This window comes from Streptomyces sp. NBC_00582 (assembly GCF_036345155.1).
GTDB lineage: Bacteria > Actinomycetota > Actinomycetes > Streptomycetales > Streptomycetaceae > Streptomyces.
In genome coordinates this window covers 4225891-4251885 of the sequence record NZ_CP107772.1, presented here as the reverse complement: position 1 = coordinate 4251885, position 25995 = coordinate 4225891, and the positions used below count along the sequence as shown (strand labels likewise).

26 protein-coding genes and 3 pseudogenes are annotated in these 25995 nt (G+C 71.0%); 16 read left to right on the top strand and 13 right to left on the bottom strand.

Annotated elements, in window-relative coordinates; translation table 11 throughout:
* Position 1 precedes the first annotated feature (1 nt).
* Positions 2-1042, top strand: a complete 1041-nt coding sequence (locus OG852_RS18640) for an NAD(P)-dependent alcohol dehydrogenase (RefSeq protein ID WP_133912714.1) — start codon at positions 2-4, stop codon at positions 1040-1042.
* 117 nt (positions 1043-1159) lie between these two features.
* Here the strand turns inward: OG852_RS18640 and OG852_RS18635 are convergent, their stop codons facing one another.
* Positions 1160-1573 carry a hypothetical protein gene (locus OG852_RS18635; protein WP_133912713.1) on the bottom strand — a complete coding sequence of 138 codons (414 nt, stop codon included), beginning with the start codon at positions 1571-1573 and terminating at the stop codon, positions 1160-1162.
* Between the two features lie 124 nt (positions 1574-1697).
* On the opposite strand from OG852_RS18635, the gene OG852_RS18630 reads away from it, so the two are divergent.
* Positions 1698-2081 (top strand): VOC family protein, encoded by a 384-nt coding sequence (locus OG852_RS18630; RefSeq protein ID WP_133912712.1) that lies wholly within the window; start codon positions 1698-1700, stop codon positions 2079-2081.
* A gap of 24 nt (positions 2082-2105) precedes the next feature.
* On the opposite strand, the gene OG852_RS18625 is transcribed toward OG852_RS18630, so the two are convergent.
* Positions 2106-3257 (bottom strand): serine hydrolase domain-containing protein, encoded by a 1152-nt coding sequence (locus OG852_RS18625; protein ID WP_133912711.1) that lies wholly within the window; start codon positions 3255-3257, stop codon positions 2106-2108.
* A 168-nt stretch (positions 3258-3425) separates the two neighbouring features.
* Here OG852_RS18625 and OG852_RS18620 point away from each other — a divergent pair, with 168 nt between their 5' ends.
* From OG852_RS18620 to msrA, 3 genes are all read left to right on the top strand, one after another.
* Positions 3426-4223, top strand: coding sequence for a hypothetical protein (locus tag OG852_RS18620; RefSeq protein ID WP_330348489.1), 798 nt, complete (start codon positions 3426-3428; stop codon positions 4221-4223).
* Positions 4224-4443: 220 nt separating this feature from the next.
* Entirely contained in the window at positions 4444-4782 is a 339-nt protein-coding gene (locus OG852_RS18615) for a hypothetical protein (protein ID WP_443064540.1), read from the top strand.
* Between the two features lie 693 nt (positions 4783-5475).
* The gene (gene msrA / locus OG852_RS18610) at positions 5476-5988 is read left to right on the top strand and encodes a peptide-methionine (S)-S-oxide reductase MsrA (protein WP_133912709.1); all 513 of its coding nucleotides are present in this window, start codon (positions 5476-5478) and stop codon (positions 5986-5988) included.
* A gap of 80 nt (positions 5989-6068) precedes the next feature.
* On the opposite strand, the gene OG852_RS18605 is transcribed toward msrA, so the two are convergent.
* Positions 6069-6881, bottom strand: a complete 813-nt coding sequence (locus OG852_RS18605) for an SDR family NAD(P)-dependent oxidoreductase (RefSeq protein ID WP_330348488.1) — start codon at positions 6879-6881, stop codon at positions 6069-6071.
* A gap of 86 nt (positions 6882-6967) precedes the next feature.
* Between OG852_RS18605 and OG852_RS18600 the strand changes: the two genes are divergently transcribed.
* The gene (locus tag OG852_RS18600; RefSeq protein ID WP_330348487.1) at positions 6968-7810 is read left to right on the top strand and encodes a helix-turn-helix transcriptional regulator; all 843 of its coding nucleotides are present in this window, start codon (positions 6968-6970) and stop codon (positions 7808-7810) included.
* Between the two features lie 60 nt (positions 7811-7870).
* Positions 7871-8184, top strand: a pseudogene (locus tag OG852_RS18595) (TerD family protein); the annotation flags it as partial.
* 73 nt (positions 8185-8257) lie between these two features.
* On the opposite strand, the gene OG852_RS18590 reads toward OG852_RS18595, so the two are convergent.
* The gene (locus OG852_RS18590) at positions 8258-8716 is read right to left on the bottom strand and encodes a DUF4291 domain-containing protein (protein ID WP_443064539.1); all 459 of its coding nucleotides are present in this window, start codon (positions 8714-8716) and stop codon (positions 8258-8260) included.
* A 332-nt stretch (positions 8717-9048) separates the two neighbouring features.
* Between OG852_RS18590 and OG852_RS18585 the strand changes: the two genes are divergently transcribed.
* Positions 9049-10095: a hypothetical protein gene (locus OG852_RS18585; protein ID WP_330348486.1), complete on the top strand. Its 1047-nt coding sequence runs from the start codon at positions 9049-9051 to the stop codon at positions 10093-10095.
* Positions 10096-10304: 209 nt separating this feature from the next.
* Here OG852_RS18585 and OG852_RS18580 read toward each other — a convergent pair.
* Positions 10305-10451, bottom strand: a pseudogene (locus tag OG852_RS18580) (DUF4291 family protein); the annotation flags it as partial.
* 163 nt (positions 10452-10614) lie between these two features.
* Between OG852_RS18580 and OG852_RS18575 the strand changes: the two are divergent.
* Positions 10615-11091, top strand: coding sequence for a DUF4760 domain-containing protein (locus OG852_RS18575; RefSeq protein ID WP_133912706.1), 477 nt, complete (start codon positions 10615-10617; stop codon positions 11089-11091).
* A 122-nt stretch (positions 11092-11213) separates the two neighbouring features.
* On the top strand, positions 11214-11894 hold the full coding sequence (locus OG852_RS18570) for a hypothetical protein (protein ID WP_330348485.1): 681 nt from the start codon (positions 11214-11216) through the stop codon (positions 11892-11894).
* 8 nt (positions 11895-11902) lie between these two features.
* Here the strand turns inward: OG852_RS18570 and OG852_RS18565 are convergent.
* Positions 11903-12151 (bottom strand): annotated as a pseudogene (locus OG852_RS18565) (peptide-methionine (S)-S-oxide reductase); the annotation flags it as partial.
* Between the two features lie 35 nt (positions 12152-12186).
* Entirely contained in the window at positions 12187-13305 is a 1119-nt protein-coding gene (locus OG852_RS18560; RefSeq protein WP_133912705.1) for a hypothetical protein, read from the bottom strand.
* 147 nt (positions 13306-13452) lie between these two features.
* Here OG852_RS18560 and OG852_RS18555 point away from each other — a divergent pair, with 147 nt between their 5' ends.
* Positions 13453-14607 carry a cystathionine gamma-synthase gene (locus tag OG852_RS18555; RefSeq protein ID WP_133912704.1) on the top strand — a complete coding sequence of 385 codons (1155 nt, stop codon included), beginning with the start codon at positions 13453-13455 and terminating at the stop codon, positions 14605-14607.
* A 45-nt stretch (positions 14608-14652) separates the two neighbouring features.
* Here OG852_RS18555 and OG852_RS18550 read toward each other — a convergent pair whose 3' ends face one another.
* The 3 genes from OG852_RS18550 to OG852_RS18540 all read right to left on the bottom strand — a co-directional run bounded on the left by OG852_RS18550 (position 14653) and on the right by OG852_RS18540 (position 16084).
* Positions 14653-14901 (bottom strand): hypothetical protein, encoded by a 249-nt coding sequence (locus tag OG852_RS18550; RefSeq protein WP_133912703.1) that lies wholly within the window; start codon positions 14899-14901, stop codon positions 14653-14655.
* The gene (locus OG852_RS18545) at positions 14898-15401 is read right to left on the bottom strand and encodes an RNA polymerase subunit sigma-70 (RefSeq protein WP_133912702.1); all 504 of its coding nucleotides are present in this window, start codon (positions 15399-15401) and stop codon (positions 14898-14900) included. Before OG852_RS18545 ends, OG852_RS18550 begins: the two co-directional genes overlap by 4 nt.
* Before the next feature lie 176 nt (positions 15402-15577).
* Positions 15578-16084 carry a MarR family winged helix-turn-helix transcriptional regulator gene (locus OG852_RS18540; RefSeq protein WP_133912894.1) on the bottom strand — a complete coding sequence of 169 codons (507 nt, stop codon included), beginning with the start codon at positions 16082-16084 and terminating at the stop codon, positions 15578-15580.
* Positions 16085-16251: 167 nt separating this feature from the next.
* Between OG852_RS18540 and ilvA the strand changes: the two genes are divergently transcribed.
* The 3 genes from ilvA (at position 16252) to OG852_RS18525 (ending at position 19521) form a co-directional block, all read left to right on the top strand.
* Entirely contained in the window at positions 16252-17481 is a 1230-nt protein-coding gene (gene ilvA, locus OG852_RS18535) for a threonine ammonia-lyase (protein WP_133912701.1), read from the top strand.
* A gap of 184 nt (positions 17482-17665) precedes the next feature.
* Positions 17666-18667 (top strand): ATP-binding cassette domain-containing protein, encoded by a 1002-nt coding sequence (locus tag OG852_RS18530; protein WP_133912700.1) that lies wholly within the window; start codon positions 17666-17668, stop codon positions 18665-18667.
* Positions 18664-19521 carry an ABC transporter permease gene (locus OG852_RS18525; protein ID WP_133912699.1) on the top strand — a complete coding sequence of 286 codons (858 nt, stop codon included), beginning with the start codon at positions 18664-18666 and terminating at the stop codon, positions 19519-19521. Before OG852_RS18530 ends, OG852_RS18525 begins: the two co-directional genes overlap by 4 nt.
* 70 nt (positions 19522-19591) lie before the next feature.
* Here the strand turns inward: OG852_RS18525 and greA are convergent, their stop codons facing one another.
* Together greA and OG852_RS18515 are read right to left on the bottom strand one after the other, a co-directional pair.
* Positions 19592-20092, bottom strand: coding sequence for a transcription elongation factor GreA (gene greA, locus OG852_RS18520; RefSeq protein WP_133912698.1), 501 nt, complete (start codon positions 20090-20092; stop codon positions 19592-19594).
* A 176-nt stretch (positions 20093-20268) separates the two neighbouring features.
* Entirely contained in the window at positions 20269-20670 is a 402-nt protein-coding gene (locus tag OG852_RS18515) for a DUF4307 domain-containing protein (RefSeq protein ID WP_133912697.1), read from the bottom strand.
* Between the two features lie 135 nt (positions 20671-20805).
* Here OG852_RS18515 and mca point away from each other — a divergent pair, with 135 nt between their 5' ends.
* Positions 20806-21666 carry a mycothiol conjugate amidase Mca gene (gene mca / locus OG852_RS18510; RefSeq protein WP_166663556.1) on the top strand — a complete coding sequence of 287 codons (861 nt, stop codon included), beginning with the start codon at positions 20806-20808 and terminating at the stop codon, positions 21664-21666.
* Positions 21659-21913, top strand: a complete 255-nt coding sequence (locus tag OG852_RS18505; RefSeq protein ID WP_133912695.1) for a hypothetical protein — start codon at positions 21659-21661, stop codon at positions 21911-21913. The genes mca and OG852_RS18505 overlap by 8 nt, the downstream gene beginning before the upstream one ends.
* Positions 21914-22731: 818 nt before the next feature.
* Here OG852_RS18505 and OG852_RS18500 read toward each other — a convergent pair.
* Positions 22732-25953, bottom strand: a complete 3222-nt coding sequence (locus OG852_RS18500) for a tetratricopeptide repeat protein (RefSeq protein WP_330348484.1) — start codon at positions 25951-25953, stop codon at positions 22732-22734.
* Between the last annotated feature and the right edge of the window lie 42 nt (positions 25954-25995).

The window sequence follows — 25995 nt, the reverse complement described above, 5'->3', positions numbered from 1 at the left end:
CATGACCACCGTTGCCGCGTACGCCGCACCCGCCGCCAAGGCTCCGCTGGAGCGCACGACCATCGAGCGCCGTCCGGTCGGCGAGTTCGACATCCTGATCGACATCAAGTTCGCCGGTATCTGTCACTCCGACATCCACCAGGCCCGTGAGGGCTGGGGCGAGGCGATCTTCCCCATGGTCCCCGGCCATGAGATCGCCGGCATAGTCTCCGAGGTCGGCTCCGGCGTCACCCGGCACGCCGTCGGCGACCGGGTCGGCGTCGGCTGCCTCGTCGACTCCTGCCGTGAGTGCGACAGCTGCAAGGCCGGCCTGGAGCAGTACTGCACCGGGGGCGCCGTCGGCACGTACAACGCGATCGGCAAGGACGGCGAGCCCACCTACGGCGGCTACGCCCAGAAGATCGTCGTCGACGAGAACTTCGCCGTCCGCATCCCCGACGGCCTCGCCCTGGACGTGGCCGCCCCCCTGCTGTGCGCGGGCATCACGACGTACTCCCCGCTCAAGCGCTGGAACGCCGGCCCCGGCAAGAAGGTCGCGATCCTCGGCATGGGCGGCCTCGGCCACATGGCCGTGAAGATCGCGCACGCGCTCGGCGCCGAGGTGACCGTGCTGTCGCAGTCGCTGCGCAAGAAGGACGACGGTCTCAAGCTCGGCGCCGACCACTACTACGCCACCAGCGACGAGCAGACCTTCCAGGAGCTGCGCGGCACCTTCGACCTGATCCTCTCCACGGTGTCGGCCCCGCTGGACTTCAACGCCTACCTGTCGCTGCTGAAGTCCGAGGGCGCGCTGGTGAACGTGGGCGCCCCCGAGGAGCCGATCTCCCTCAACCTCTTCTCGGTGATCGGCGGCGGCAAGACCCTCGCCGGTTCCGCGATCGGCGGCATCGCGCAGACCCAGGAGATGCTGGACTTCTGCGCGGAGCACGGCTTCGGCGCCGAGATCGAGGTCATCGGCGCGGCGGAGATCAACGACGCGTACGAGCGGGTGCTGTCGAGCGATGTGCGGTACCGGTTCGTGATCGACACGGCGACGATCTGACGGTCGTAGGGGACGATCCGACGGTCGTACAAGACGATCCGACGGTCGTGGGGAAGGGGCCTCGGGCTGACCCGCCCGGGGCCCTTCCTCGTCTCCGGGCCGCGCCCGGCATCCCGCTCAGCGCAGGCAGTCGAGCGCCCCGCCCGACGACGGCTGGAACACCGACCACACGATCATGGCCTGCAGCACGAGCAGCAGCACCCCGGCCGGCAGCACCATCCCCGCCATCTGCACCGGTCCGCGCGGGCGGCGCGGCAGCAGCAGCCGCCGTCCCGCGAGCGCCACGGAGGCGACGGTGGCGAGGAGGCCCGCCACGGCCGCCGTGTACATCGGCCAGGTGTTCGGGAGGGTGCGGCAGGCGTCCAGCTCCGCACCGGCGTGCCGGTCCTCGAACACGTTGAAGCCGTACGCCGTCAGCACACCGACGGCGAGCAGCACGACGGAGGCGGTGGCGATCCGCCAACCCCCCTCGTCCGCCACGGCGTTGGCGACGCGGCCGGTGTCCAGGTCGGTGAGCGTGTCGGTACTCATGACCTTCAGGATGCGCGGCGGGCCCGGTGAGGTTCCCGTCGGCGTACGGTGGGGTGTGCGGTGCGGGGGCCGTGGAAAAGCCCTGGGAACGTCGTGGGAGCGTCGTGGGAACGGAGGCCGGCAGATGACCGTGCAGCTCAACCACACCATCGTCGCCGCGCACGACAAACGCGCCTCGGCCCGTTTCCTCGCGGACGTCCTCGGCCTCGAGGTGAGCGAGCCGTACGGCCCCTTCCTCCCCGTCGAGATCCCCAACGGGGTGACCCTCGACTACCTGGAGACGGACGAGGACATCGCCCCGCAGCACTACGCGTTCCTGGTCTCCGAGGACGAGTTCGACTCGATCTTCGGCCGCGTCCGGGCCGCCGGGCTGACCTACTGGGCCGACCCCTTCCACCACCGGCCCGGCGAGATCAACCACCACGACGGCGGCCGCGGGACGTACTTCGACGACCCCAACGGCCACCGCCTGGAGATTCTCACGCGGCCGTACGGCAGTGGCGGCTGAGCTCGTACCCGGGGCCGTCGTGCGTCAGGCGCCCAGCCCCTTGAGCCCGTCGTAGACCGACATCACGATCTCCAGCCCCCGGCTGTCACCCGCCGGCTCACGCATCTGGTTCGTCACGTACGCCACCGTCATCCGTGACTCCGGCTCGATCATCACCAGCGAGCCGCCCCAGCCGCCCCAGCCGTACGTGGCCCCGAACAGCCCGTACCCCAGCCCCCAGCGGACGGGCCTGCCGAGCAGCCGGTCCTCGCCGTCGAACTGCTCCTCCCACGCGCGAGCACAGCCGGCCTGCGACAGCAGCCGTACCCCGCCGAGCGTCCCGCCGCAGGCCATCACCGACTGGACCAGGGCGACCGAACGGGCGTTCCCGAAGCCACTCGCGGCGGGGATCTGCGCGCGCCGCCAGTCCGTGCCGTTCCCGTCCCGCACCCGGATCCGGGTCGCAGCCCGCGTCGCGGTCGCGGCCCCGGTTCCGGCCCCGCTCTCCGTCCCGGTGGCTGCCGCCTCGCCGCCCGGTGCGCTCGCGTGGTAGTCCTCGTCCTGGCCCGGCGGCGGTACCGTCGGCGCCACGCGGTGGTCGTGCTCTGCGCCCAGCCCCATGTGGAAGTCCGCCCCCAGCGGCCCGGCGATCTCTTCGGCGAAGAACGCGCCCGGACTCCGGCCGCTGATCCGGCGTACGACCTCGCCCACGAGGAACCCCTGGGTGAGCGAGTGGTAACCGGCCGCGCTGCCCGGTTCCCACTGCGGCGCCAGGGCGGCGAGCCGCGACGTGGCGGCCGGCCAGTCGTAGAGCTCGGCCACCGGCCCGTCCCAGTCCGGCAGGCCCGCGGTGTGCGCGAGCAGATGCCTGACGAGCACCCCCTCCTTGCCCGCCGCGGCGAACTCGGGCCAGTACCGGGCGACCGGCGCGTCCAGGTCGAGCTCACCGCGGTCGGCGAGGACCAGCGCGCACAGCGCGGTCATCGTCTTCGTCACCGAATAGACGTTGACGATCGTGTCCCGCTCCCACGGCACCGTCCGCCCGGCGTCGGCGAACCCGCCCCAGACGTCCACCACCGCCTCACCGTCCACGAACACGGCCACCGAGCCGCCCGCGTCCCCGCCGTCCAGCAGTGCGGCCAGCGCCGTGGGCACCGCCGCGAACAGTTCGTCGTACGAGCCGTGAATGTCAGCCATGGATGTATTAGCCCGCGCCGGGAGGACGACCGGCAACCGAATTCCGCGCGGGCCGGCGCCCGATGCCCGGCGGCGGAGCGTAGTAGCGGGGTACGTACATCTACGGACGTCGACGGCCCCCGGGGCCGGATACCGTGCGTGGAGAACGGGCGACGAGGGGGGAAATGCGTGTTCGGCTGCCTGGGAATGGTGCTGTTCCTCGTCATCGTCGGCGAATTCCTCGTCATGCCGGTCTGGATGTACGACCTGATGGCGGCCCAGACACCGCCGCAGCGGCTCGACTTCGGCGAGATGACCCTGCTGATCCTCGTCTCCCTCCTCACCGCCACCGCCATCGCCTGGTCCTCGGGCCGCCGCAGACCAGGCCGGTTCCCGCGGGCCCTCGCCCTGGGGCTGCTGCTCCTCGGCCTCTGCGTCGCGGAGGCCCTGTGGCTGCGGCACAGGATGGACACGGGCAACTGGAGCCTCGAGGCCGGTGTCGAGAGCCTCGCGGCCGGCGCGACCGCGTTCGTCTTCCGGCGGCCGCTGCGCCGCTGGGAGCGGGGCAGGCCGCTGCCCGGCGAGGTGTGGCTGGCGATGGTGCCCTTCCGTGATCGGGAGGAGAAGGCCCGCCACTACTGCGTGGTCGTCGGACGTGGACCGACCCACGCGAAGGTCCTGCAGATCACCTCGCAGAACAAGGACGGCCGCCGGGACCACGTCCGCATCCCCGGCGACGGCTGGGCCTTCAATTCCTCGAAGGACGCCCACTGGGTGGAGATCGGCCTGCCGCCACGCCGCGTCCCGTACGGCGACTTCCTCAAGACCGCTCCGCAGGGCCCCTGCCCCCGCCGCACCTGGCGCCAGATCCGCGCCCCGCACCACAGGGATCTCCGACGGCTCGCCGCGGAGACCCTGAGGCGGGCCCGCAGCAGTGCCTCGGGGATCTTCGGCGGACGCTCCGGAGCGTCTTCGGGGGACGTCTGAGGGCGACCGACCGGCCGAGGCCCGTTCCGCACGGGGCCCGAGACACGCGTGGGGCTCCTTGCGCTCGCAGGGCGAGACACGCGTGGGGCTCCTTGCGCTCGCAGGGCGAGACACGCGTGGGGCTCCTTACGCTCGTCGGGCGAGACACGCGTGGGGCTCCTTACGCTCGTCGGGCGAGACACGCGTGGGGCTCCTTACGCTCGTCGGGGAGGTGACAGCCGTGCGTGCTTCGCTGATCCAGCTCTCCGTGGCCGCGACGGACTCCGCCGACGAGCGCCGCCACCAGGCGGCCTCGCTGGTCCGCGCCCGGGCGGGCGACGATCTCGTGGTCCTGCCCGAGCTGTGGGCGGCCGGCGCCCGGTCCTACGACCGCTGGGGACGCGAGCCGAAGCGGTCGACGGCCCCACGGCCGAGGCCATGTCAGCCGCGGCGCGGCAGGCCGGGGTCTGGCTCCATGAAGGGGATGACCGTGATTCTCCCCCCGCAGGGGGAGATCGCGCCGAGAGGAGCCGGGCGCAGCGCGCGGGAGTCGCCCGGCACCCGGATGTCCACCCCGTAGGGCGCATCCACGAGGGCCCCGCACGACCGACCGGCCGCTTACCGGTGGGCCGGTACGGCCCTCCGGCGCCACGAAGTCGTTCGCAGCGCGGTCGTGGACGGGAACCGCGGCGGGCGTCGTCGTCCGGGCCGCCCGTTTCGCGGGCGCCGCCGTCCGGCTCGGCGATCTGTTCCTCCACCGAGGCGGCCGGCCTGCCGGAGCGCGAGGCGGTACCGCCGCTCCGCGGGACCGTCGTCGACACGGCGGCGCCGGTCCGGGTCGCCGCGTCGTACGGGGCCGCGCTGTGCGCAACGGCCGAGGGCACGCCACCACCGCGGCCGACCTCGACGGCCATCGGCAGACCGACCGCCGGCAGACGTCCCCACCCCGTGTCACCAGACCGGCCACGGTATCCGCGCAGGTCACGGCCACGACGGTGCGATGGCGAGTGACCGGCCACGGTATCCGCGCAGGTCACGGCCACGACGGTGCGATGGCGAGTGACCGGCCACGGTATCCGCGCAGGTCACGGCCACGACAGTGCGATGGCGAGGCTACCCGCGCTCTTCGTCTGCCGTTCACCGTCCGCCCGCGCGTACACGGAATCGCCGGGAGCCCTCGCGCGTTGTGGAGGGTGGGCCATCGGAAGCGGAGGGTGTGCGAGCCGAGGAGCCCGGTGAACTGGCTGACGAGACGAGTACTGGAGGGGCCGTAATGGCTGCGCAGACGCAGAGGGCCGTGCTGGCGGGCGGATGCTTCTGGGGGATGGAGGAGCTGATCCGCCGGCAGCCCGGCGTGACGGCGACCCGGGTCGGCTACACCGGGGGTGACGTGCCGAACGCGACGTACCGCAACCACGGCACGCACGCCGAGGCCATCGAGATCCTCTACGACCCCGAGCAGACCGACTACCGCGCGATCCTGGAGTTCTTCTTCCAGATCCACGACCCGAGCACCAAGAACCGCCAGGGCAACGACATCGGCCTCAGCTACCGCTCGGCGATCTACTACGTGGACGACGAGCAGAAGCGGATCGCCGAGGACACGATCGCGGACGTCGACGCCTCAGGCCTGTGGCCCGGCAAGGTCGTCACCGAGGTGGAGCCGGTCGGCCCCTTCTGGGAGGCCGAGCCCGAGCACCAGGACTACCTGCAGCGCTACCCGGACGGCTACACCTGCCACTTCCCCCGCCCGGGCTGGCGCCTGCCGGCCCGCACGGAAGGCTGATTTCCGGTGAGGTGGTGAGGTAAGGGGCGGTGCCGCCACGGCCCGCCCCGGCTGGGTCTGCCCCGGCTCGACCCGTCCGCTCAGGCACCCGCGCCGCCGTCCACCGGCACGATCGCGCCCGTCACCATCGACGCACGGTCGCTGAGCAGCCACGCGGCCACCTCGGCGACCTCGCGGGGCTCGGCCATGCGGCCGAGAGGGGTCACCGCGTTGTTGCGCTCGATGATGCCCGGCGACTGCGCCTCCCACGCGTCGATCATCTCCGTGGCGGTGCCGCCGGGCGTGATGCCGTTCACCCGGATGCCTTGAGGGCCCCAGGTCACGGCCGCGGTCTCGGTGATGCTGTTGAGCGCGCGCTTCATGGCGCCGTACGCGGGGAGAGCGGGATTCGCGCGGCGGCTGCCGATGCTCGAGGTGTTGACGATCGCCCCGCCACCGGTCCGTCGCATGAGTGCGCACTCGGCGTTCATGGCGGTCCAGTGCGAACGGAAGTTCACGGCGAACTGTTCGTCGACGTCCTCGTCGTCGGTGGTGTCGAGCGGCCCGGGCCGCTGGATCGCCGCGCCGTTGTTGAAGGCGCCGTCGAGCCGCCCGTGGAGCTCCTCGACGCGGTCCACCGCCGCGCGGACACTCGCACGGTCGGCGAGGTCCAGGGGGACGGCGTCGGCGACGCCCCCGTCGGCGCGGATCTCGGCGACGACGCGGTCGAGGGCGTCCGTGCCGCGTGCGGCGAGCACGACGGCGGCGCCCTCGGAGGCGAAGAGCCGGGCCGCGGCCGCCCCGATGCCACGGCTGGCACCCGTGATGAACACGACCTTGCCGCTGAGCAGGCCGATGGACGCGCGGTCGTTGCTGTCGTCGATGTCGTGGATGGCGTTGCTGTCGTTCGTCATGACGGCAGTGTCCGGTCGGCTTCCGGGGCGGATACAGGCACAGGCGGTACCAGGATCCGGCGCCGCGCGACAGGCAGACTCAAGGTATGGACAAGCAGGAGCTCGGGGCGTTCCTCCGCAGCCGTCGCGAGCGGCTCCGGCCGGAGGACGTCGGCCTTCCCTCCGGACCGCGACGCCGGACACCGGGTCTTCGCCGCGAGGAGGCCGCGGTCCTCGCCCACATCTCCACGGAGTACTACGTCCGGCTCGAGCAGGGCAGGGCGCCGCGACCGTCGGGCGAGGTGCTCGCCGGGATCGCGGGCGCGCTGCGCCTCACCGACGCCGAGTCCGATCACCTCCACGTCCTCGCGGGTACCGCGCCGACCCGGGCCCGGCTGCACCGGCGTGACGTCCGCCCGAGCATCCTCGCCCTCATCGAGCGGCTGCCACAGACGGCCGCCTTCGTCCTGTCCGCCGCGTTCGAGGTGCTCGCGTGGAACGACCTAGCCGCCGCGCTCATGGAGGACTTCGCCGGGCTCGCCCCGAAGGACCGCAATCTCGCGCGCCGGGCGTTCCTCCGGCCTGCGCGAACCGACCCGCCGCTGTACGGGATCTCCGACGCCGCCGCGTTCCGGCAGCACGTCGTCATGCAACTCCGCGCCACCCTCGCCCGCTACCCGACGGATCCCGCGGTGACCGGCCTCGTCGACGAACTCCGCTCCTGCGAACCCGACTTCGCCCGGCTCTGGGAGCGGCACGACGTACAGGCCACGCCGACGCTCACGAAGACCTTCCACCACCCCGTCGTCGGCGAGATCACCGTCGACTGCGACACCCTCACCCTCACGGACCGCGACCAGCACCTCGTGCTCTACAGCGCGCCCTCGCAGTCCCCCGCCGCGGAGGCCCTGGCTCTGCTCCAGGTGCTGGGAGCGGAGCAGTGCTGGTGACGGCAGCCCTCCGGTCCCGCGGCCCGGCGCCTTACCGGTTACCCGCCAGTCTCCTTGACCGCGATCTGTGTCTCCTTCGACGGCCTGCCCGACGAGGCCGACCGACTCGTCCTCGTGGCGGCCATCGACCCCGAGGCCGACCCGCACGCCGACCTCTCCGGCTTCACGGACGCCGGCATCCGCCTCCTCGACCCACGACTGACCGAGCGGGGCCCCCTGGACGTCTCCGACCCGGCCGACCGCACGAAACCGCCCTGGCACCAGGCTCCTTCCGCCGAAGAGCAAACGGAGACCGGGACTTCGTACTGGGCGGCAAGGGCTACACGGGCGGCCTGGAGGAACTCGTCCAGGATCTCGGCATCGAGGTGGAGTGAATCCACCGCGTGGCGGGAGGTGGCTTCCTGCAGGGCCGGTCCCCGGCCACCGGCGGGGGCGCCGTGTGCCCCGTCATCCCCGCAGGTGGGCAAGAAGCTCGTCTCCCGCGGGATATGCGCGTTCCTGGGGCAGCAGGCGAGCGGCGGAGTCCAGGTCACCCTCACCGACGAGGGCGTGTATCTCCTGAGCGAGTGGGGTTACGTCGCGGATGCCGACGAGCCATTCGTCCGCGTAGCGTCGTACGGCCTCGCCGGAAAGACCGAGTTGCAGGGACCGGTACGGCAGAGGCCGCAGGCGCAGGTCCCGCTCGAGGTCCCACTGCACGCGAGCGGGCGCACGCTTCAACTGACGCTGCCAGGCGGCCCGGTCGGGGTGCACGCCGCGCAAATGGCTCGACAGACACGCATGGCGCAGCGCCCACTCGAAGCCGTCACGGCTGATCTCGACGGCCAGCACGGTCTCCTGCGCCACCTTCGCACCCCAGCCGCACCGGTACATCATCCACAGGAACGACGGCTTGATCCATGTCAAGCCATGTTCACAGACTTATAGCGCCGGTCGTAGCCGGGCTACCGACGCTCGTCGGCCGCAACCTGAGCGGCGCCCCAGCAAGCTCCTCAACATCGATCTCCCTGGATGCAGTTGAGGGCGCTCAGGTCACAGTGTCGGTGCAATGCGCGAGACTACGTCACGTGGTTCCCTTGATACTTTGGATAGCCATCTGGACACTCGGGGCATTTGCCTGGGACTTGACACGCTCTGCACGGCGGCGAATGGCAGCTCCGCTGAGGAGCGCCGTCGGGACAGTCAGGACCCGACGGCTACGGTTGGCGGAGATTGGTGCAGGGAAGCTGCACGACCAGATGCGGGAGACGATTCCGACAGGCGTGATCGAACGGCTTCCGCAGGGTTGGGGTCTTGCTCCCAAGTGGGTCTCTAGGTGGTTCTATGCGGCCCAGACAGCACTTCCCATCCTTGTTGCGCTGCTCGGCAGTGTGCTGTTGCTGGTGTGGTGGTTAGGGGAGCCAGGAGCGTGGGAGGAGAAGCAGTCGCCCCCACGTGATCCGGTGGAGCGAGCGGGGGAGCCTGGTCCGCTGGGCGCGCTCATCAACTGGGCGAGCGGTTTGCCCGCGCAGGTGCGCCAGTGGGGCGGGATGGACGATGTGTTTCACACTGCCCGGGGTCCCGTGATACTGCTCGTCCTACTTGCCGTTGCTCTGATCCTGCGCAGAGTGGCCGTGGCCGCAACGCACGCCAGGAGTCCCGAGCGGCGGCGCAGGGAGCGCGAGGAGCAAGACCGGAGACGGCGCCGCGCAACGGGCGTTACCGGTGGTTTTGTTGCCTACCTGGAATGTTGGCCAGTGGTCGCATTGCTGGTTGCCGCATTGCAGTGTGCCGAGGCACACCGTCAACACTGCACCTCGCCACCGGGCAGCACCGTGGCCAGGGTGTCGATGCGTACTGCAGAACGGATCGTGTGGCGGGCGTACCGATCACGCAAGGGCAAGGCGCGACGTCACCACGAAAGGGTCGTCAAGGCTCACTCCGAGCGGGTGGTTGCAGTCCTGCGCGAGGCGGAGGTTCGCCAGGACGCAGAGCCTGAGCAAGCATTGGAAGACCTAATGGTCATGCTGCTGACGATCGCAGAGCGCTACGCCGAAGGACACGTCGGGCAGCTATTGGATGAAACTCACCTCGGCGAGGAACGTGTCGCGCCGCGTGAGGGTCTGCGGTTCGTCGCTGTGGGGGTATCGATCGTTGCGCTCCTGACAGGAGCGGCTTTGGCGGGCCTTCCCGAGGCTGCGCTCGTAGCCCTGTTGCCGCTGCTGGTCATCGGGGTCGCGCTCATCCTGAACCGGGGGAAGGTGCCCACTCCCGGACAGTTGACCGACCTGATCATCCCCCGATAGAGAAGAAAAACGTCTCAGCCTTCCACGCCGGCAATCGCACTCTCTTGACATCCAACTGACCTCGGTCCGCATCACTATGCCTTTGTCGGCAGGGGCTACACAGGCGGCTTGGAAGAACTCGTCCCGGACTGCGGCATCGGCGTGGAGTAGATCAGCCGGCATCCGGATCTTTCTAGCAGGACAGCCATGGTCTGTGAGCGCGGCTTGGTGACCCATGTCATCCTGTCGCGCTTCCACACGGCGGGGAAACGACCGTCCCGGACGGCGGGCAGGCCGATCTCCGGGGAGTACGCCTGGTAGACGGTGATCGTGGAATCCGCATAGGCCGCCCGGATCCCGCGTTGCGGTTGTTCCATGGCGTACAGCCTGCGGTCGGCCGGTTCAGGCAGCCACTGATTTTCGCCTTGCCGTGAGCGCGTCGGCAGCCTGCTCAGCCAGGTCCGCGAGAGTCGTCTACCCAACGGCACGGCGGAGTGATGTACTGCATGCGTGGGGGACATGTGGGAAGTCGTCAGTGCCGTGAGCGCAGCGATCGGAACCATAGTTGTGATCGCCGCCTCGTTCTTCGCCTACTCGCAGATCAAGGAGGCGCGCCTGTCACGGCATGTGCAGCTCCTCATCTCGTTCCAAGAGAAATACCATTCCCCAGCGGCACGCCGCTTTCGGCATCGTCTCTTGAGCGGCGAGTTCGGATCGCCCCAGAACTTTGATCCCACGCGCATGTGCGACGAAGATTTCCATTCCTTCTGGCAACTTCACGATCAACTCGAGATGCTGGGCGTGTTGGTCGAGCGAAAATTATTGTCGTTCGATCTGGTGTTGGCTTGCTTTCATCGCTCTCCGCCACGAGTTTGGAACGCGATTGAGCCATATGTCCTCAACCGACGGGCTCAAGCCTCTCCTCTTGAAGGGATGCACTTCGAGCGGCTGGTGCACCGCTACCGAAACTCCCCTGCCCTCCATGCCGCCTACTGGGATCGGCAAGACGTGCCGTAGAAGAGGCCGGCCTGCGGTGCCTGTCCGATTTCGTGTCCGAAGGGTACGGCTCGCAGTCACGAGTGCAGCGCCAGACACCGTGGACTTGAGAGTTCAGGTGGGTAACCACTTCAATGGAGCCGATGGACGGGGACATGACCGTGGGTGGCCGGATCGCTCTCGGCGACATCATCGTGCAACTGGCGCGACGCAGACCGATCTTCCACTCCGAAGCCGACCTTCAGCACAGTTTCGCCCAGGTGCTGTGGGAACTGGCGCCGGATGTGCGCTCCAGGCTTGAGGTGCCGCAGCGGGGGGTGGGCAGGCAGGAATATCTGGACCTCTTGTGCATGGGCCCCTCGGCTCGCACTGCGATTGAGTTCAAGTACTTCACCCGGAAGTGGACCGGCACGGCAGGCATGCCTGCCGAGGACTATGCCTTGAAGGGGCACGCTGCCACCGACCTCGCTCGTCTGCACTTCGTTCGGGACATAGCCAGGCTGGAGCGCTTCTGCCGCCGGTCGGATCAGAACGGCCTGGCCATCATGTTGACCAACGACGCGGCTCTCTGGACTCCGCCTGCCCTAGGTCGGGGGCAGACCAGAGATCGGGACTTCAGGATCCACCAAGGGCGTGAGCTCGTCGGCACGCTGTTGTGGGCCGAGGGCGCCTACGAGCCGAACACGTGCACCCTGCGGGGCGCGTACATCCTCGACTGGAAGCCGTACTCAGATCTGGGCGGAGCAGGAGGCGAGTTTCGCTACGTCGCGGTGTCCGTCTCTCCGGACCCGGCCGGCGTTGACGACATGCCCGTGCATGTCTAGTGGGGCGGTCATCCAAGAGATAGGCCAGGAATGAAGGTCACGAGGCCGGAGCGGAACTCGCGCACTTGGCGCCGGAGGATCAGCACCACAATCAGGAGAGCAGCGGCGATGACACCCGCCCCGCCGATCCCGCAGTACCCCGTCGGATTCCTGGCGAGGTACTGCTGGTGGTACGCCTCGGCCGGGTAGAAGGCACGGGGCTCGGCCGGGAGGATCTCCGTGGTGATCGGGCCGTAGCCGGAGTCGGTCAGAACCTCCGGCATTCCGGGCGCCGGTGCCCGCGCGGCAGGCGTCAGTGCGGCAGTGTCGCCGGGCTGCCGCCGTTCGCCTCGTAGCCCGCCACCGCCAGCGCCCGGTACACCGCGAACTCGCCGGCCGGGTCCGCGGAGAGGGTCCAGGGCAGGGCGCCGACATGGCCGTCGACGTGTATGAGCTGGTTCATGGCCTCGGCCCAGCGCTCGCCGCGGACCAGGAAGAAGATCAGCAGATGGCGGACGTGCGCCAGCATCGGGTCGTCCGGGCGGGCCGCGTGCACCGCGAACAGGGCGCCGTGGATCGCCTTCGTCACGACCTCGCTCTGGTAGAAGCCGCTGACCAGGTTCACCTCGGGGAGGTGCTCGAAGACCGTGAACAGCGGCATCGCGGCGAGGAGCGAACCCTGGGGCGCGCGGGCCGCGGCCGCCTCCGCGAACGAGGACGCCAGCTCGCGCGAGCCGTGCCACTTCTCGCACCAGTAGTGCAGGGCGGCCAGGTGCGCGCCCATGTGCGCGGGGGCGCGGTCCAGGATCCTCAGCCAGAGCTGGTCGAACTCGGACTGCGCGTAGTGCAGGCCGCGCGCCACCGACAGCTCCACGATGTACGGCACCGGGTCGCCGGGGGAGAGGAGTGCCGCCTGGCCGCAGGCGTCCTTCGCCTCCTCCATGATGATCCGGAAGTCGTCCGTGCCCGGCGTGGAGGTCCGCCACGCCTGCTGGACCAGGAACTCGGCGTGCACCGCCGCACCGCCGGCGTCCTTGGGCGCCTCCGCCCGCCACACCCGCAGCCACTGCCCGCCCGGCGCCTCGGCGACCCCGCCCGGCCGCTGCTGCAGCTCCAGCGCGGCCGCGCCCGCGAAGGCCTGCACGCGCTGCCAGCGCAGCTCGCCCTCGATCTCCGTGCCGGCCAGCAACTGCTGTGCCGCCCGGTAGTCCTGTGTGCGCTGCACCACGTCCAGGACGTCCAGCAGGTCCTGGTCCGGGCCGGGCATGCGGATGTCCAGCTCCTCCGTGCGCACGAAGCCGTAGTCGGCCGGGTCCGCGGCGTCCGGGTGGCCCGCCGGGACCTGCTCGATCATGCCGCGCCTGCGCCGCAGGAACGGCAGCAGCACGAAGCCGAGCATGACCAGAGCCATCAGGACCCAGAGAATTTCCATGTCTCCAGCGAACCAGACGCCGCGGACAATTGGCCAACCCCGGCCCCGGAGCCTGTGGAAAAACGTCCCGGCAGCCGTCCCGCCGCCCCGGGAGCCACCCCGTGGCCGTCCGGCAGCAGCCCCGCGAGCGGACTAGGCTCGATGCCCATGAGCGACAGGCACATCAGTCAGCACTTCGAGACTCTCGCGATCCACGCGGGCAACACCGCGGATCCCCTCACCGGCGCGGTCGTCCCGCCGATCTACCAGGTCTCGACCTACAAGCAGGACGGCGTCGGCGGCCTGCGCGGCGGCTACGAGTACAGCCGCAGCGCCAACCCGACCCGCACCGCCCTGGAGGAGAACCTCGCCGCCCTCGAGGGCGGGCGCCGAGGACTCGCGTTCGCTTCCGGACTGGCGGCCGAGGACTGCCTGTTGCGTACGCTGCTCAGCCCCGGCGACCACGTGGTCATCCCCAACGACGCCTACGGCGGCACCTTCCGCCTCTTCGCCAAGGTCGTCGCCCGCTGGGGTGTGGAGTGGTCGGTCGCCGACACCAGCGACCCGTCGGCCGTACGGGCCGCGATCACCCCGAAGACCAAGGCCGTGTGGGTGGAGACCCCCTCCAACCCGCTGCTCGGCATCACCGACATCGCCGCCGTGGCCCAGGTCGCGCGGGACGCGGGCGCCAAGCTCGTCGTCGACAACACCTTCGCCACGCCGTACCTGCAGCAGCCGCTGTCGCTCGGCGCGGACGTCGTGGTGCACTCCCTGACCAAGTACATGGGCGGCCACTCCGACGTCGTCGGCGGCGCGCTGATCACCGCCGACGCGACACTCGGCGAGGAACTGGCGTACCACCAGAACGCGATGGGCGCGGTCGCCGGGCCCTTCGACTCCTGGCTGGTGCTGCGCGGCACCAAGACACTGTCGGTGCGCATGGACCGGCACAGCGAGAACGCCACCAAGATCGCCGACATGCTGAGCCGCCACGCGCGCGTGACGAAGGTGCTCTACCCGGGCCTGCCCGAGCACCCGGGACACGAGGTCGCGGCCAAGCAGATGCGGTCCTTCGGCGGCATGATCTCCTTCCAGGTCGCCGGCGGCGAGGAGGCGGCCGTCGAGGTCTGCAACCGCGCCAAGGTGTTCACCCTCGGCGAGTCCCTGGGCGGCGTCGAGTCCCTCATCGAGCACCCCGGCCGTATGACGCACGCCTCGGTGGTGGGCTCGGCCCTGGAGGTGCCCGGCGACCTCGTCCGGCTCTCCGTCGGCATCGAGAACGTCGACGACCTGCTGGAGGACCTGCAGCAGGCCCTGGGCTAGGACCTGCGGCAGGCCCTGGTTCCCGCGAGGGCTGCCGCGCGATGGTCACCAGCCGGTGACCGGTGGAGTCGTCTCCGACGGCGGCTCCACCCAGGGGCGGGCCGTGGCCGCCCAGACGACGAACGCCACGGTCGCCGCGAACAGCAGCAGCCACATCAGGCGCAGGGCGATCGTCCGGCGCCGCAGCATACGGCCGCCCAGACGGACCACGTCCGCGTGGAGCTCCGCCGGTACGCGCGGCGCGGTCCGCTCCATCATCTGCCGTACGGCGGCCTCCCGTTCCGGCCGGTTCACGACGTGGCCGCCTTCGCGCTCACGCGCGCGGGGGCCGGCCCGCGCGGCGGATCGAGCAGGAGGGTGATCGCCCGGTCGCAGATCAGGTTCACGCGGTCCGCGGTCAGCGCGAGCAGTGCCCCCACCTGCTCCTCGGCCACCCCCTCGTGGAGCCGGAGGACCAGGACGAGCCGGTGCTGCGGGGAGAGCGCGGCCAGCGGCCCGCAGGGCCGGACGCGCCCGAACGGCAGCGCGACGTACCGGTGCCACGTCCCGCGGGCGAAACGGACGGCCAGGCACTCCCGCGCGTGGTTGTACGGGTCGTCACCGCGCAGCCGGTCCCAGCACGCGTACGTGTGCGCGAGGGCGCGGGTCAGCAGGCGTCGCGCGCGGGGGTTGTCCTCCTCCGCCTCGGCGGTGAGCAGCGTCGCGGTCCGCAGCAGCCGTCCGCCCGCCCCGGCCACGAACGCCTCGAACTCCCGTGCCCGGCGGGCTTCCTGGACCGTACGCCTCTCTCGCACCCCGCGCCTCCCGCCTGACGGCGACCCCCTGGAAACGGGTCCCGGTGGAGTACGGGTGCGGCACCACGTACGACGCAGAGGGACCCGGTCTCATATGAGGCCAGGGGTGGGCTTTCGGTCAAGAGCCGCGCACGCGCCCCCGCGGAAAACGCCCCTACGCACGCGTACCCCGCTGTTCAGGAAGCGGCGGCCGGCTCCGCGCCCGGCAGGCCCTGGGCGGCCATCCGGGAGGACAGGGCGACGTTGAAGCGGGTGAGGAGGGAGCAGAACGCCTCCCGCTCCTCCGGGGCCCAGTCCTCGGTCAGCTCGGCCATCAACTGCCGCCGGGAGGACCGTACTTCCTCCAGACGCGACTGCCCGCGCGGGGAGAGCTGAAGCACCACGGCCCGCCCGTCCTCGGGGTGCGAGGTCCGCTTGACCAGGCCGGTGTCGACGAGGGGAGCCACCTGCCGGGTGACGGTCGACGAGTCGATCCCCATGCTCGCCGCGAGCGCCTTGACGCCCATGGGGCCTTCCTTGTCGAGACGGTTGAGCAGCAGGTACGCGGCGCGGTCCATGGAATTGCGCACCTGCCCGACACCGCCCAGGCGGGTCTGTTCGGCCCGGCGGGCGAAGACCGCGACCTCGTGCTGCAGCGTGTCGAGAAGACCGGTGTCACCGACGGTCGTCATGTCCATCGACATTTCAGGTGTAGTGGGCATGGCCGGGGGCTCACTTCATGAAGGGGGTGCTGGCAGGAATGGGGGACAGAGTACGCGGCCGGAAGCCGGGTCGTACCGGCCCCGCGCAAACCGGTCTCGGTGGTTGGTCACAGCGGCCGTTCCCGCCTGTGAACTGCGATGCTGATGACATGAGCTATGGCACGGCTGACTCCTTGCGGCCCGTCACCCTCGACGACGTGCGCGGCGCCCAGAAGATGCTCTCTGGTGTGGCGCGGGTGACGGCGATGGAGGGGAGCAGGTATCTGTCCCAGCTCGTCGGGGCGCCGGTGCTGCTCAAGTGCGAGAACCTCCAGCGGACCGGATCGTTCAAGCTGCGGGGCGCGTACGTGCGGATCGCGGGGCTGCTGCCGGAGGAGCGGGCGGCCGGGGTGGTCGCGGCGAGCGCGGGCAACCACGCGCAGGGCGTGGCGCTGGCGTCGTCACTGCTGGGCGTGCGCTCCACGGTGTTCATGCCCAAGGGCGCCCCGTTGCCCAAGATCAGCGCCACCCGGGAGTACGGCGCCGAGGTGCGCCTGCACGGCCATGTGGTCGACGAGACGCTGGACGCGGCGCAGGAGTACGCGGAGCGGACGGGCGCGGTGTTCATCCACCCCTTCGACCACGGCGACGTGATCGCGGGGCAGGGGACGGTCGGGCTGGAGATCCTGGAGCAGTGCCCGGAGGTGCGCACGGTCGTCGTCGGGATCGGCGGCGGCGGGCTCGCCGCGGGTATCGCGGTCGCGGTGAAGTCGCTGCGGCCCGATGTGCGCGTCGTCGGGGTGCAGGCGGAGGGGGCGGCGGCGTATCCGCCCTCGCTGGCGGCCGGACGGCCGGTGTCGATCGAGGCCCCGGCGACGATGGCCGACGGGATCAAGGTCGGCCGCCCCGGGGACGTGCCGTTCGGGATCGTCGGCGAGCTGGTGGACGAGGTGCGCACGGTCTCGGAGGGGGAGCTGTCCACCGCGCTGCTGCTGTGTCTGGAGCGGGCGAAGCTGGTCGTCGAACCGGCCGGGGCGAGTCCCGTCGCGGCGCTGCTGAGCGAGCCCGGCGCGTTCGAGGGCCCGGTGGTCGCGGTGGTGTCCGGCGGCAACGTCGACCCGGTGCTGATGCAGCGCGTGCTGCGGCACGGCATGGCCGCGCAGGGCCGCTACCTGGCGGTCAGTGTGCGGCTGACGGACCGGCCGGGTGCGCTCGCGACGCTGCTGGGGGTGTTGTCAGTGGTCGACGCCAACGTTCTGGACGTGAGCCATGTGCGGACCGATCCGAGGCTCGGGCTGACCGAGGCGGAGGTCGAGCTGCACCTGGAGACGAAGGGGCCGGCGCACTGCGCCGAGGTCGGCCAGGCGCTGCGCCGGGCCGGGTACACGATCGTCGACTGAACGGCCCGCGCCCGACGGAGGACCGGCTGCTCTGGAGGTCAGAGCCCTCTCGTCACCCACACGAGCGAATTGCATTGGCAGTCGCGATACATCGCGTTACGGTGAATGTGCGGCCGCCGCAGGCGTCCGAAACAGTGCAAACCTAGGCTTTTCGAAGGAATCCCCGAAGACGTGGAGGACTTTTATGCCAGGCGCCATCTACGCCGAAGGCCTGGTCAAGACCTTCGGTGACGTACGGGCTCTGGACGGCGTCGACCTCGACGTCCCCGAGGGCACCGTCCTCGGCCTCCTCGGGCCGAACGGGGCGGGCAAGACCACCGCCGTCCGCTGCCTGACCACCCTCCTGCGACCCGACAGCGGGCGGCTGGAGGTCGCCGGCCTCGACGTGCTCAAGCACCCCAACGAGGTGCGCCGCTCGATCGGCCTGTCCGGCCAGTTCGCGGCGGTCGACGAATACCTCACCGGCCGCGAGAACCTCCAGATGGTCGGCCGGCTCTACCAGATGAGGGCCAGGGCCGCGAAGGCCCGCGCCGAGGAACTGCTGGAGCAGTTCGACCTCACCGACGCCGCCGACCGCACGGCCAAGACCTACTCCGGAGGCATGCGCCGCCGCCTCGACCTGGCCGCGGCCCTGGTCGTCTCACCACCGGTGATGTTCATGGACGAGCCGACGACCGGCCTCGACCCACGCAACCGCCAACTCCTGTGGGACGTGATCAAGCGTCTCGTCTCCGGCGGTACGACCCTGCTGCTGACCACGCAGTATCTGGAGGAGGCCGACCACCTCGCGCACGACATCGCGGTCGTCGACCGCGGCAAGGTCATCGCCCGCGGCACCTCCGACCAGCTCAAGGCCCGCACCGGCGGCGAGCGCATCGAGGTCGTGGTCCATGAACGCGACCAGATCCCCACCGCCCGCGAGGTTCTCACCGGGTACGGCAAGGGCGAGACCAGCATCGAGGAGCACACCCGCAAACTCACCGTGCCCGTCACCGGCGGCGCGAAGCTCCTCGCCGAGGTCATCCGCGAGCTGGACACCCGCGGCATAGAGATGGACGACATAGGCCTGCGCCGGCCCACCCTCGACGACGTCTTCCTGTCCCTGACCGGACATGTGGCCGAGGAGAAGGCCGAGGAGAACGGCGCCGGGAAAGCCAAGGGCAAGGGCAAGGAGGTCGTCGCATGACCGCCGTCACCGACACCGTCCGGGGAACGGCCACCGCCCACCCCATGAGCCAGTCCGTCCGCGACTCACTGGTCGTTGCAAAACGCAACTTGATTCGCATGTCACGGATTCCCGAGATGGTCATTTTCGGGCTCATCCAGCCCATCATGTTCGTGGTGCTGTTCACCTACGTCTTCGGTGGCTCCATGCAGATCGGCGGCAGCACCAGCGCCACCGCCTACAAGAACTTCCTGATGGCGGGGATCTTCGCGCAGACCGTCACCTTCGCCACCGCCGGTGCCGGCGCGGGCATAGCCGACGACATGCACAAGGGCCTGATAGACCGCTTCCGCTCCCTGCCGATGGCGCGCGGTGCGGTGCTCACCGGCCGGACCCTCGCCGACCTCGTCCAGACCGCGCTCACCCTGCTCGTCCTGGCGGTCGTCGCCCTCCTGGTCGGCTGGCGCCCCGGCTCGGACGGTTACACCAACGCCGGACGGATTCTGGCCGCCTTCGGGCTGCTGCTCCTGCTCGGTTACGCGTTCACCTGGATCGGCGCCCTGATAGGCCTGAGCGTCCGCACCCCGGAGGCGGCCACCTCCGGAGGGCTGATCTGGCTCTTCCCGGTGACCTTCATATCCAACGCGTTCGTCGACACCAGCAACATGACGCCCTGGCTGCGCCACATCGCCGAGTGGAACCCGTTCAGCGCCACGGTCCAGGCGTGCCGGGTGCTGTTCGCCAATCCCGGACAGTCACCCTCTGACGCCTGGCCCATGGTGCACCCGGTCTGGGCCTCGCTGATCTACTCGGTCCTGATCGTGCTGATCTTCCGCACCCTGGCGGTGCGCAAGTACCGCTCGGCGACGGCCTGACCGCCGGGCCCGACATGGCGAAGCCCCCGGCAACTCGGGTGCCAGGGGCTCGTCAGGAGAGAAAGGTGGCTCAGCCGTTGTAGGGCTCGGCCTTGAGGATGCGCACGGAGGCCTTCTTGCCGTTCGGCAGTTCGTACTCCGCGTCCTCGCCGACCTTGTGACCGATCACGCCGGTGCCCAGCGGGGACTGCGGCGAGTAGGTCTCGATGTCGGCGCTCGCGTACTCGCGGGAGGCGAGCAGGAACGTCATGGTGTCGTCCTCGTCACCGTCGAAGGCGATCGTCACGACCATGCCGGGCGCCACGGCACCGTCCGCGGAGGCCGGAGCCTCGCCGACCTTGGCGTTCTCGAGGAGCTGGGTCAGCTGGCGCACACGGAGCTCCTGCTTGCCCTGCTCCTCCTTGGCCGCGTGGTACCCGCCGTTCTCGCGCAGGTCGCCCTCCTCGCGCGCGGCCGCGATCTTGGCGGCGATCTCCGTGCGCGCAGGACCAGTAAGGTGCTCAAGCTCTTCCTTGAGCTTGTTGTACGCCTCCTGGGTAAGCCAGGTGACGGACTCGCTGGTCTGGGTCACAGGTGCTCCTCGTCGGTACTGGGAATACAAAGCATCGCCCTACCCTCAAGCATGTTCCTCAGGGGATGGGCGAAACCACGAGCCTAACAATTCCGCGGGCAAAGGGGGAGGACATAAGCCACTAGAATTACGTCAACGCAGGTCAGCGCCTACGCAATGGGGAGGACAGGGTGCCCTCAGTCGGCGTGGCAGCCCAGTAGCTCGGCCGTCGTGCCCTTGGCCGTCGTGCGAAGGGTGACCACCTTGTCGATCCGGGTGTCCGACCCGGAGAAGCGGAAGTCCGCCCGGCCCACCTCGGTGCCGTCGTCCGCCTGGGAGCGCACGGTGCAGTAGCCGCTCGCCCCCGCGTCCTTGCGGACCTCCAGATGCACCTCGACCGCGTCGTCCGAGGTGGCCTTGAAGGTGATCACCTCGGCGCTGATCTTGTTCTGGCCGACGTAGTGGTAGGCGAAGAAACCGACGATCACCAGCAGGACCCCGCCCAGCACGGCGCCGACGATCTTCAGGGTGCGGTCGGCACGCTCGTCCGAGGCACGGCCGTAGCGGCCTTCGGGCACTTTGGTGCTCGCCGTGCTCATGATCGTCCTCTCGGCAGGCCAGGGCCCTGGAATTATTCGCCCCCCGATTCGGTCACTATAGAAGCCTGCGATCGCGCCGGTTCACACGGGCGCCGACTTACCGAGGATTGAGTCTTGACTGACCAGCTGCGACTGATGGCCGTGCACGCGCACCCCGACGACGAGTCGAGCAAGGGCGCGGCCACCATGGCGAAGTACGTGTCCGAGGGGGTGGACGTGCTGGTGGTGACCTGCACGGGCGGGGAGCGCGGCTCCATCCTCAATCCCAAGCTTCAGGGCGACAAGTACATCGAGGAGCACATCCACGAGGTACGCAAGAAGGAGATGGACGAGGCCCGCGAGATCCTCGGCATCAAGCAGGAGTGGCTCGGCTTCGTCGACTCCGGTCTGCCCGAGGGCGACCCGCTGCCGCCGCTGCCCGAGGGCTGCTTCGCGCTGGAGGACGTCGACAAGGCGGCCGGCGAACTGGTGAAGCAGATCCGCTCCTTCCGTCCCCAGGTGATCACCACCTACGACGAGAACGGCGGCTACCCGCACCCCGACCACATCATGACCCACAAGATCTCGATGGTGGCGTTCGAGGGCGCGGACGACACCGCGAAGTACCCCGAGGACGAGTACGGGCCGGCGTACCGGCCGCTGAAGCTGTACTACAACCAGGGCTTCAACCGGCCCCGCACCGAGGCGCTGCACCAGGCGCTGCTCGACCGCGGTCTGGAGTCGCCGTACGGGGAGTGGCTCAAGCGCTGGGACGAGTTCGGTCAGAAGGAGCGCACGCTCACCACGCACATCCCGTGCGCGGAGTTCTTCGAGATCCGGGACAAGGCGTTGATCGCCCACGCCACGCAGATCGATCCCGACGGCGGCTGGTTCCGGGTGCCGATGGAGATCCAGAAGGAGGTCTGGCCGACCGAGGAGTACGAGCTCGCGAAGGCTCTCGTCGATACGTCCATCCCCGAGGACGACCTCTTTGCGGGCGTCCGGGACAATGCCTGACATGAGCGCAAGCGTGAGCCTGGCAATGACGCATCTCGTCCCCCTCGCCAAGGAGGTCGACGAGAACAAGGTCACCCCCGGTGTCCTCGGCTTCATCGTGTTCGCGGCGATGGCACTGGCGGTGTGGGCCCTGATGAAGTCGATGAGCAAGCACATGGGCAAGGTCGACTTCAAGGAGGCCCCGGTGGACGGCGAGGAGACCGCCGCCCCGGGTCCGACGGGGAAGGCCTCCCCGGCCAAGGGCTGACCCGTCCCGGCCGGACGCCGGGCTCAGGACAGGACGCGGTCCCTCTCCTGAGCCCGCACCCCCGGGGTGCGCATGCCCGAGCCCGCACTCCCGGGCCAGGGCCCCCGCCTGAGCCGCCCGCCGGGCCTGCCTGCCCCACCTCGCACGGCGGGCCGCCGCGCAGGGCTCGCAGAGCTGAGCCCGCCCGCCCGGCCGCTGCGCGGGCTCGCGCACAAGGGCCCGCAATCCGCGGCCCCCGCCCGGCCGCTGCGCGGGCTCGTACACAAGGGCCCGCAATCCGCGGCCCCCGCCCGGGTCCGGACGCCCGAGCCTGCCCCCCGGCCCCCGCCTGGGCCCGCTCGCCCGGACGCGCACGCCGGGCTGCGGTCGAGCCCGCCCGCCCCCGGGCCCGCTCCCGGATGCCCAGCTCGCCCGCCTGGTTCCGCTCGGCCGGGCCCGCCCGCCCAGTCCGCCTGCCTGGCCCGCACAGCAGAGCCCGCCCGCCCAGCTCGCCCGCCTGGTTCCGCTCGGCCGGGCCCGCCCGCCCAGTCCGCCCGCCTGGCCCGCACAGCAGAGCCCGCCCGCTCGGGCCCGCCCGCCCAGCTCGCCCGCCTCGCTCGCCGCCTGGCCCCGCTCGGCCGGGCCCGCCCGCCCAGGCCCGAACAGGCCGGGCCCGCCCTCCCGGGCCCCCACAGCCGAGCCCGCCCTCCCGAGCCCGCCCTCCCGAGCCCGCCCTCCCGAGCCCGCCCTCCCAGGCCCCCAGAGCCGAGCCCGTCCGCCCAGGCCCGCGCACCCGGGCCGTACGGCCGGACCCCGTAGGGGGGCGTAGGCCCGGCTCCCTACCGCTCGTCGGCCGGTGGGTTTAGTGCCACTCCCATTACCTCTCGTTCGTGGCGGCCCGGTACCAGGCCGAGGCGCCAGGCCTGCCAGCCGGTTTCCGGGTGGATGCCGCGGTCCAGGAGGACGGTGTAGGCCGCGATGGACTCGGACAGCTTGGTGTCGCGCAGGGGGTGGGTGGTGCGGTTGAGCTGGGCCAGTTCCTCCTGGGCGACGGCCGTGCCGACCTCCGTGCCGCCCGGTGCGCCGTACGGCAGGAGGGTGCAGCGCAGGAAGCGGGCCCAGTCCTCGCCCCGGCGGTCGCCGTAGGAGGAGAACAGGGCGGCGGCCTCGGCGCACAGGGCGAGGGCCTGCTCGGTGCGGGCGTTGCCCGCCTCGATGATCGCGAGTTCCACGCAGGTCCAGGCCTCGCCGTGGGCGACGCCGATGCGCTGGAAGTCGGCGCGGGCGTCGACGAGGAGCTGCCGGGCGAAACCGGAGTTGCGCAGGGAGCCGGTCTGGGCGGCCCGCTGGTCCCGGGTGACGCGCGCGGAGTGATGGCGGGCGCAGGCGAGGCCGTAGACGTCGCGCATCCGGGAGAACAGGGAGCGTGAGCGTTCCAGTTCGCGCACGGAGGCGTCCAGGTCGCCGGTCTCCTCCAGGGCGAGGCCCAGGTAGTACACGGTCCAGGCCTCGCCGCGGGCGTCCTCGTTGGCGCGGTGCCGGGCCGCCGCCGCGCGCAGCCCCTCCACCGCGGGGGACGGTTCGCCGGCGATCATGCGGGCCCGGGCCAGCTGGGTCAGCGCCCAGGCCGCGCCGCGTTCGTCGCGGGTACGGCCGTACAGATCGAGGGCGCGCCGCAGGTCGGCCTCGGCGGCGCGGACGTCGCCGCGGCGCAGGTTGAGCTGGCCGAGCTGGAAGTGGGCCCAGGCCTCGCCGTGGACGGAGCCGCCCTCGCGGTGCAGGACCAGGGAGCGGGTCAGCAGGTCGAGGGCCTCGCCGAGCCGGGCCCGGTCGCGTTCCACCGCGGCCAGCGCGTGCATGGTCCAGGCGCGGTCGGTCGCCAGCTTGGGTGCGGCCTGCAGATCGAGTGCCTCCCGCAGTTTCGCCGCCGCCTCGGTGAGGCTGCCCTGGTGGTGCAGGGTGATGCCGAGGGAGCACAGGGCACGGGCGGCGCCCGCGTCGTGATGGGCCTGCAGATACAGGTCGACGACGGAGGCCAGGGTCGCACGGGCCTTGTCGAGTTCGCCGAGCTGCCGGGCCGCGATGCCCGTACGCCACTGCACGGACCGCACCAGCAGGTCCTGGCCGACCGACTGGGCGAGCTCGCTGATCTCGCCGAGGCGGTAGAGGTCGCCGCGCAGCAGGCAGTAGTCGCACAGGGCGCCCAGCAGGCTCAGGACGGCGGTCTCGTGCACGCCCTCCGCCTGGCGCAGGGTCGCGGTGATGAAGCTCGACTCGTCGTCCAGCCAGCGCAGGGCCTCGTCGAGGGAGGTGAAGCCGTGCGGGGTGAAGCGGTCGGAGCGGGTCGACATGTTGCCGTCGACGAGGCGCAGGACGGAGTCGGCGAGTTCGGCGTGGCTGACGATCAGGCGTTCCTGGGCCGCCGTGAGCTCCGTCTGTTCCTCCTCGTCCAGCAGCCGGGCCTGGGCGAAGGCGCGGACGAGGTCGTGCAGACGGTAGCGGTCGCCGCGGACCCGGTCGACCAGGCCCGCGTCCGCGAGGGCGGTCAGATGGCGGGCGGCCTCCGTGCGGTCGGTGGCGAGGAGGGCGGCGGCCGCGGCCGCGCCGAGCGAGGCCCGTCCGGCGAGGGCGAGGCGCCGCAGCAGTCGGCGGGTGCTTTCGGGCTGGTCGGTGTAGCGCAGCCAGAGCGCGCGCTCCACGGGCTCGACGGGGCCGTACGCGCCGAGGTCGGTGGCCAGTGCGCGTGGGGAGCGCGGGCCCAGCGAGGAGCCCGCGATCCGCAGTGCCAGCGGCAGCCCGCCGCACAACTGCCGTATCCGGTCGGCGGATTCGGCGTCGTACGGGCCCGTGGCGTCCTGGGCGGCGGCGCTCAGCAGTTCCTCGGCGCCCGCCGCCTCCAGGGGCCGTACGGGCAGATGGTGCACCCAGGCGGACAGCTCGGCGGGAAGCGCCAGCGGGTTGCGGGTGGTGACCAGGACGAGGCTGTCGGAGCGTTCCGGGACGAGGGTGCGTACCTGCTCGGGGGTGGAGGCGTCGTCGAGGAGCACGATGACCGGCAGACCGGTGAGGTGCTGGTAGTAGAGGTCGGCGAGGCGTTTGACCTGCTGGTCGGGGGAGGAGCGCTCGCGGAAGAGGAGCTGTTCGCGGGGCGCGCCGAGCCGGTTCAGCAGATGCAGTAAGGCGTCCCGGGTGGCCAGCGGGGTGTTCTCCGCGCTGTCGCCGCGCAGGTCGACGACGCACGCGCCGCGGAACTGGTCGCGCAGGTCGTGCGCGGCCCGTACCGCGAGGGCGCTGCGGCCGCTGCCGGGCGGGCCGTGCAGGACGACGACCGTGGGCCTGGTCTGTGTGCTCGCCCGGGCCGACTGCACCCACTGCCGGATCTGCGCGAGCTCCGCCCGTCGGCCGGCGAACGGGCCCTTCGCCTCGGGGAGTTGGGTGAACGACTGCTCCAGGACCGTCCGTCCGCGTGCCGCCGCGCTCTTGTCGGCGCCCTTCAGCTGGGGGCCGGGCGTCTTCTTCGGCCGGGGACCGGTCGTCGCGTCGAGCACCCGCTGCTGGTCCAGGAACGGGCGGATCCCGCGTACCTCCAGCGCGGTCAGCCACTGCAGCCGCAACTGTTCGGCGCCGCCGGGCTGTCCGACCTCGCCGGCGCGGTGGTGGGCGGCCGGCAGATGGGAGCCCGCCACCTTCACGACCGTCGCCGCGGCCCCGACCACCCCGACGGCCACCCCGGCCCCGAGGGCGGTGCCGGGTCCGGTGCCGAGGGCCAGGTCGGCGACCGCGGTCGTGACCGCGGCAACTCCCGCGACCAGCAGAGGCGTCCGTCCGCCGCCCTCCCGGGCGTACCGCTGCGCGAAGCTGACCCGCCCGGCGTCCCGTTCGTCCAGGGCGCGGGCGTAGGCCTCGTACTCCTCGGCGGCGGTCTGCGCCATCGCGTCCAGTGCCCCGCGCGCCCGTGTGAGGAGGGCCTGCCGGTCGGTTCGTCCGCCCGACCGGCGTACCTCCTCCTCCACGGCCCGTGCCAACAACCGCTCGGCCTCCGCTTTGTGGCTGTCCCGCATGTCCCGTCCCCCTCCGGCGCCAACCAGCATCCCCACGAGTGT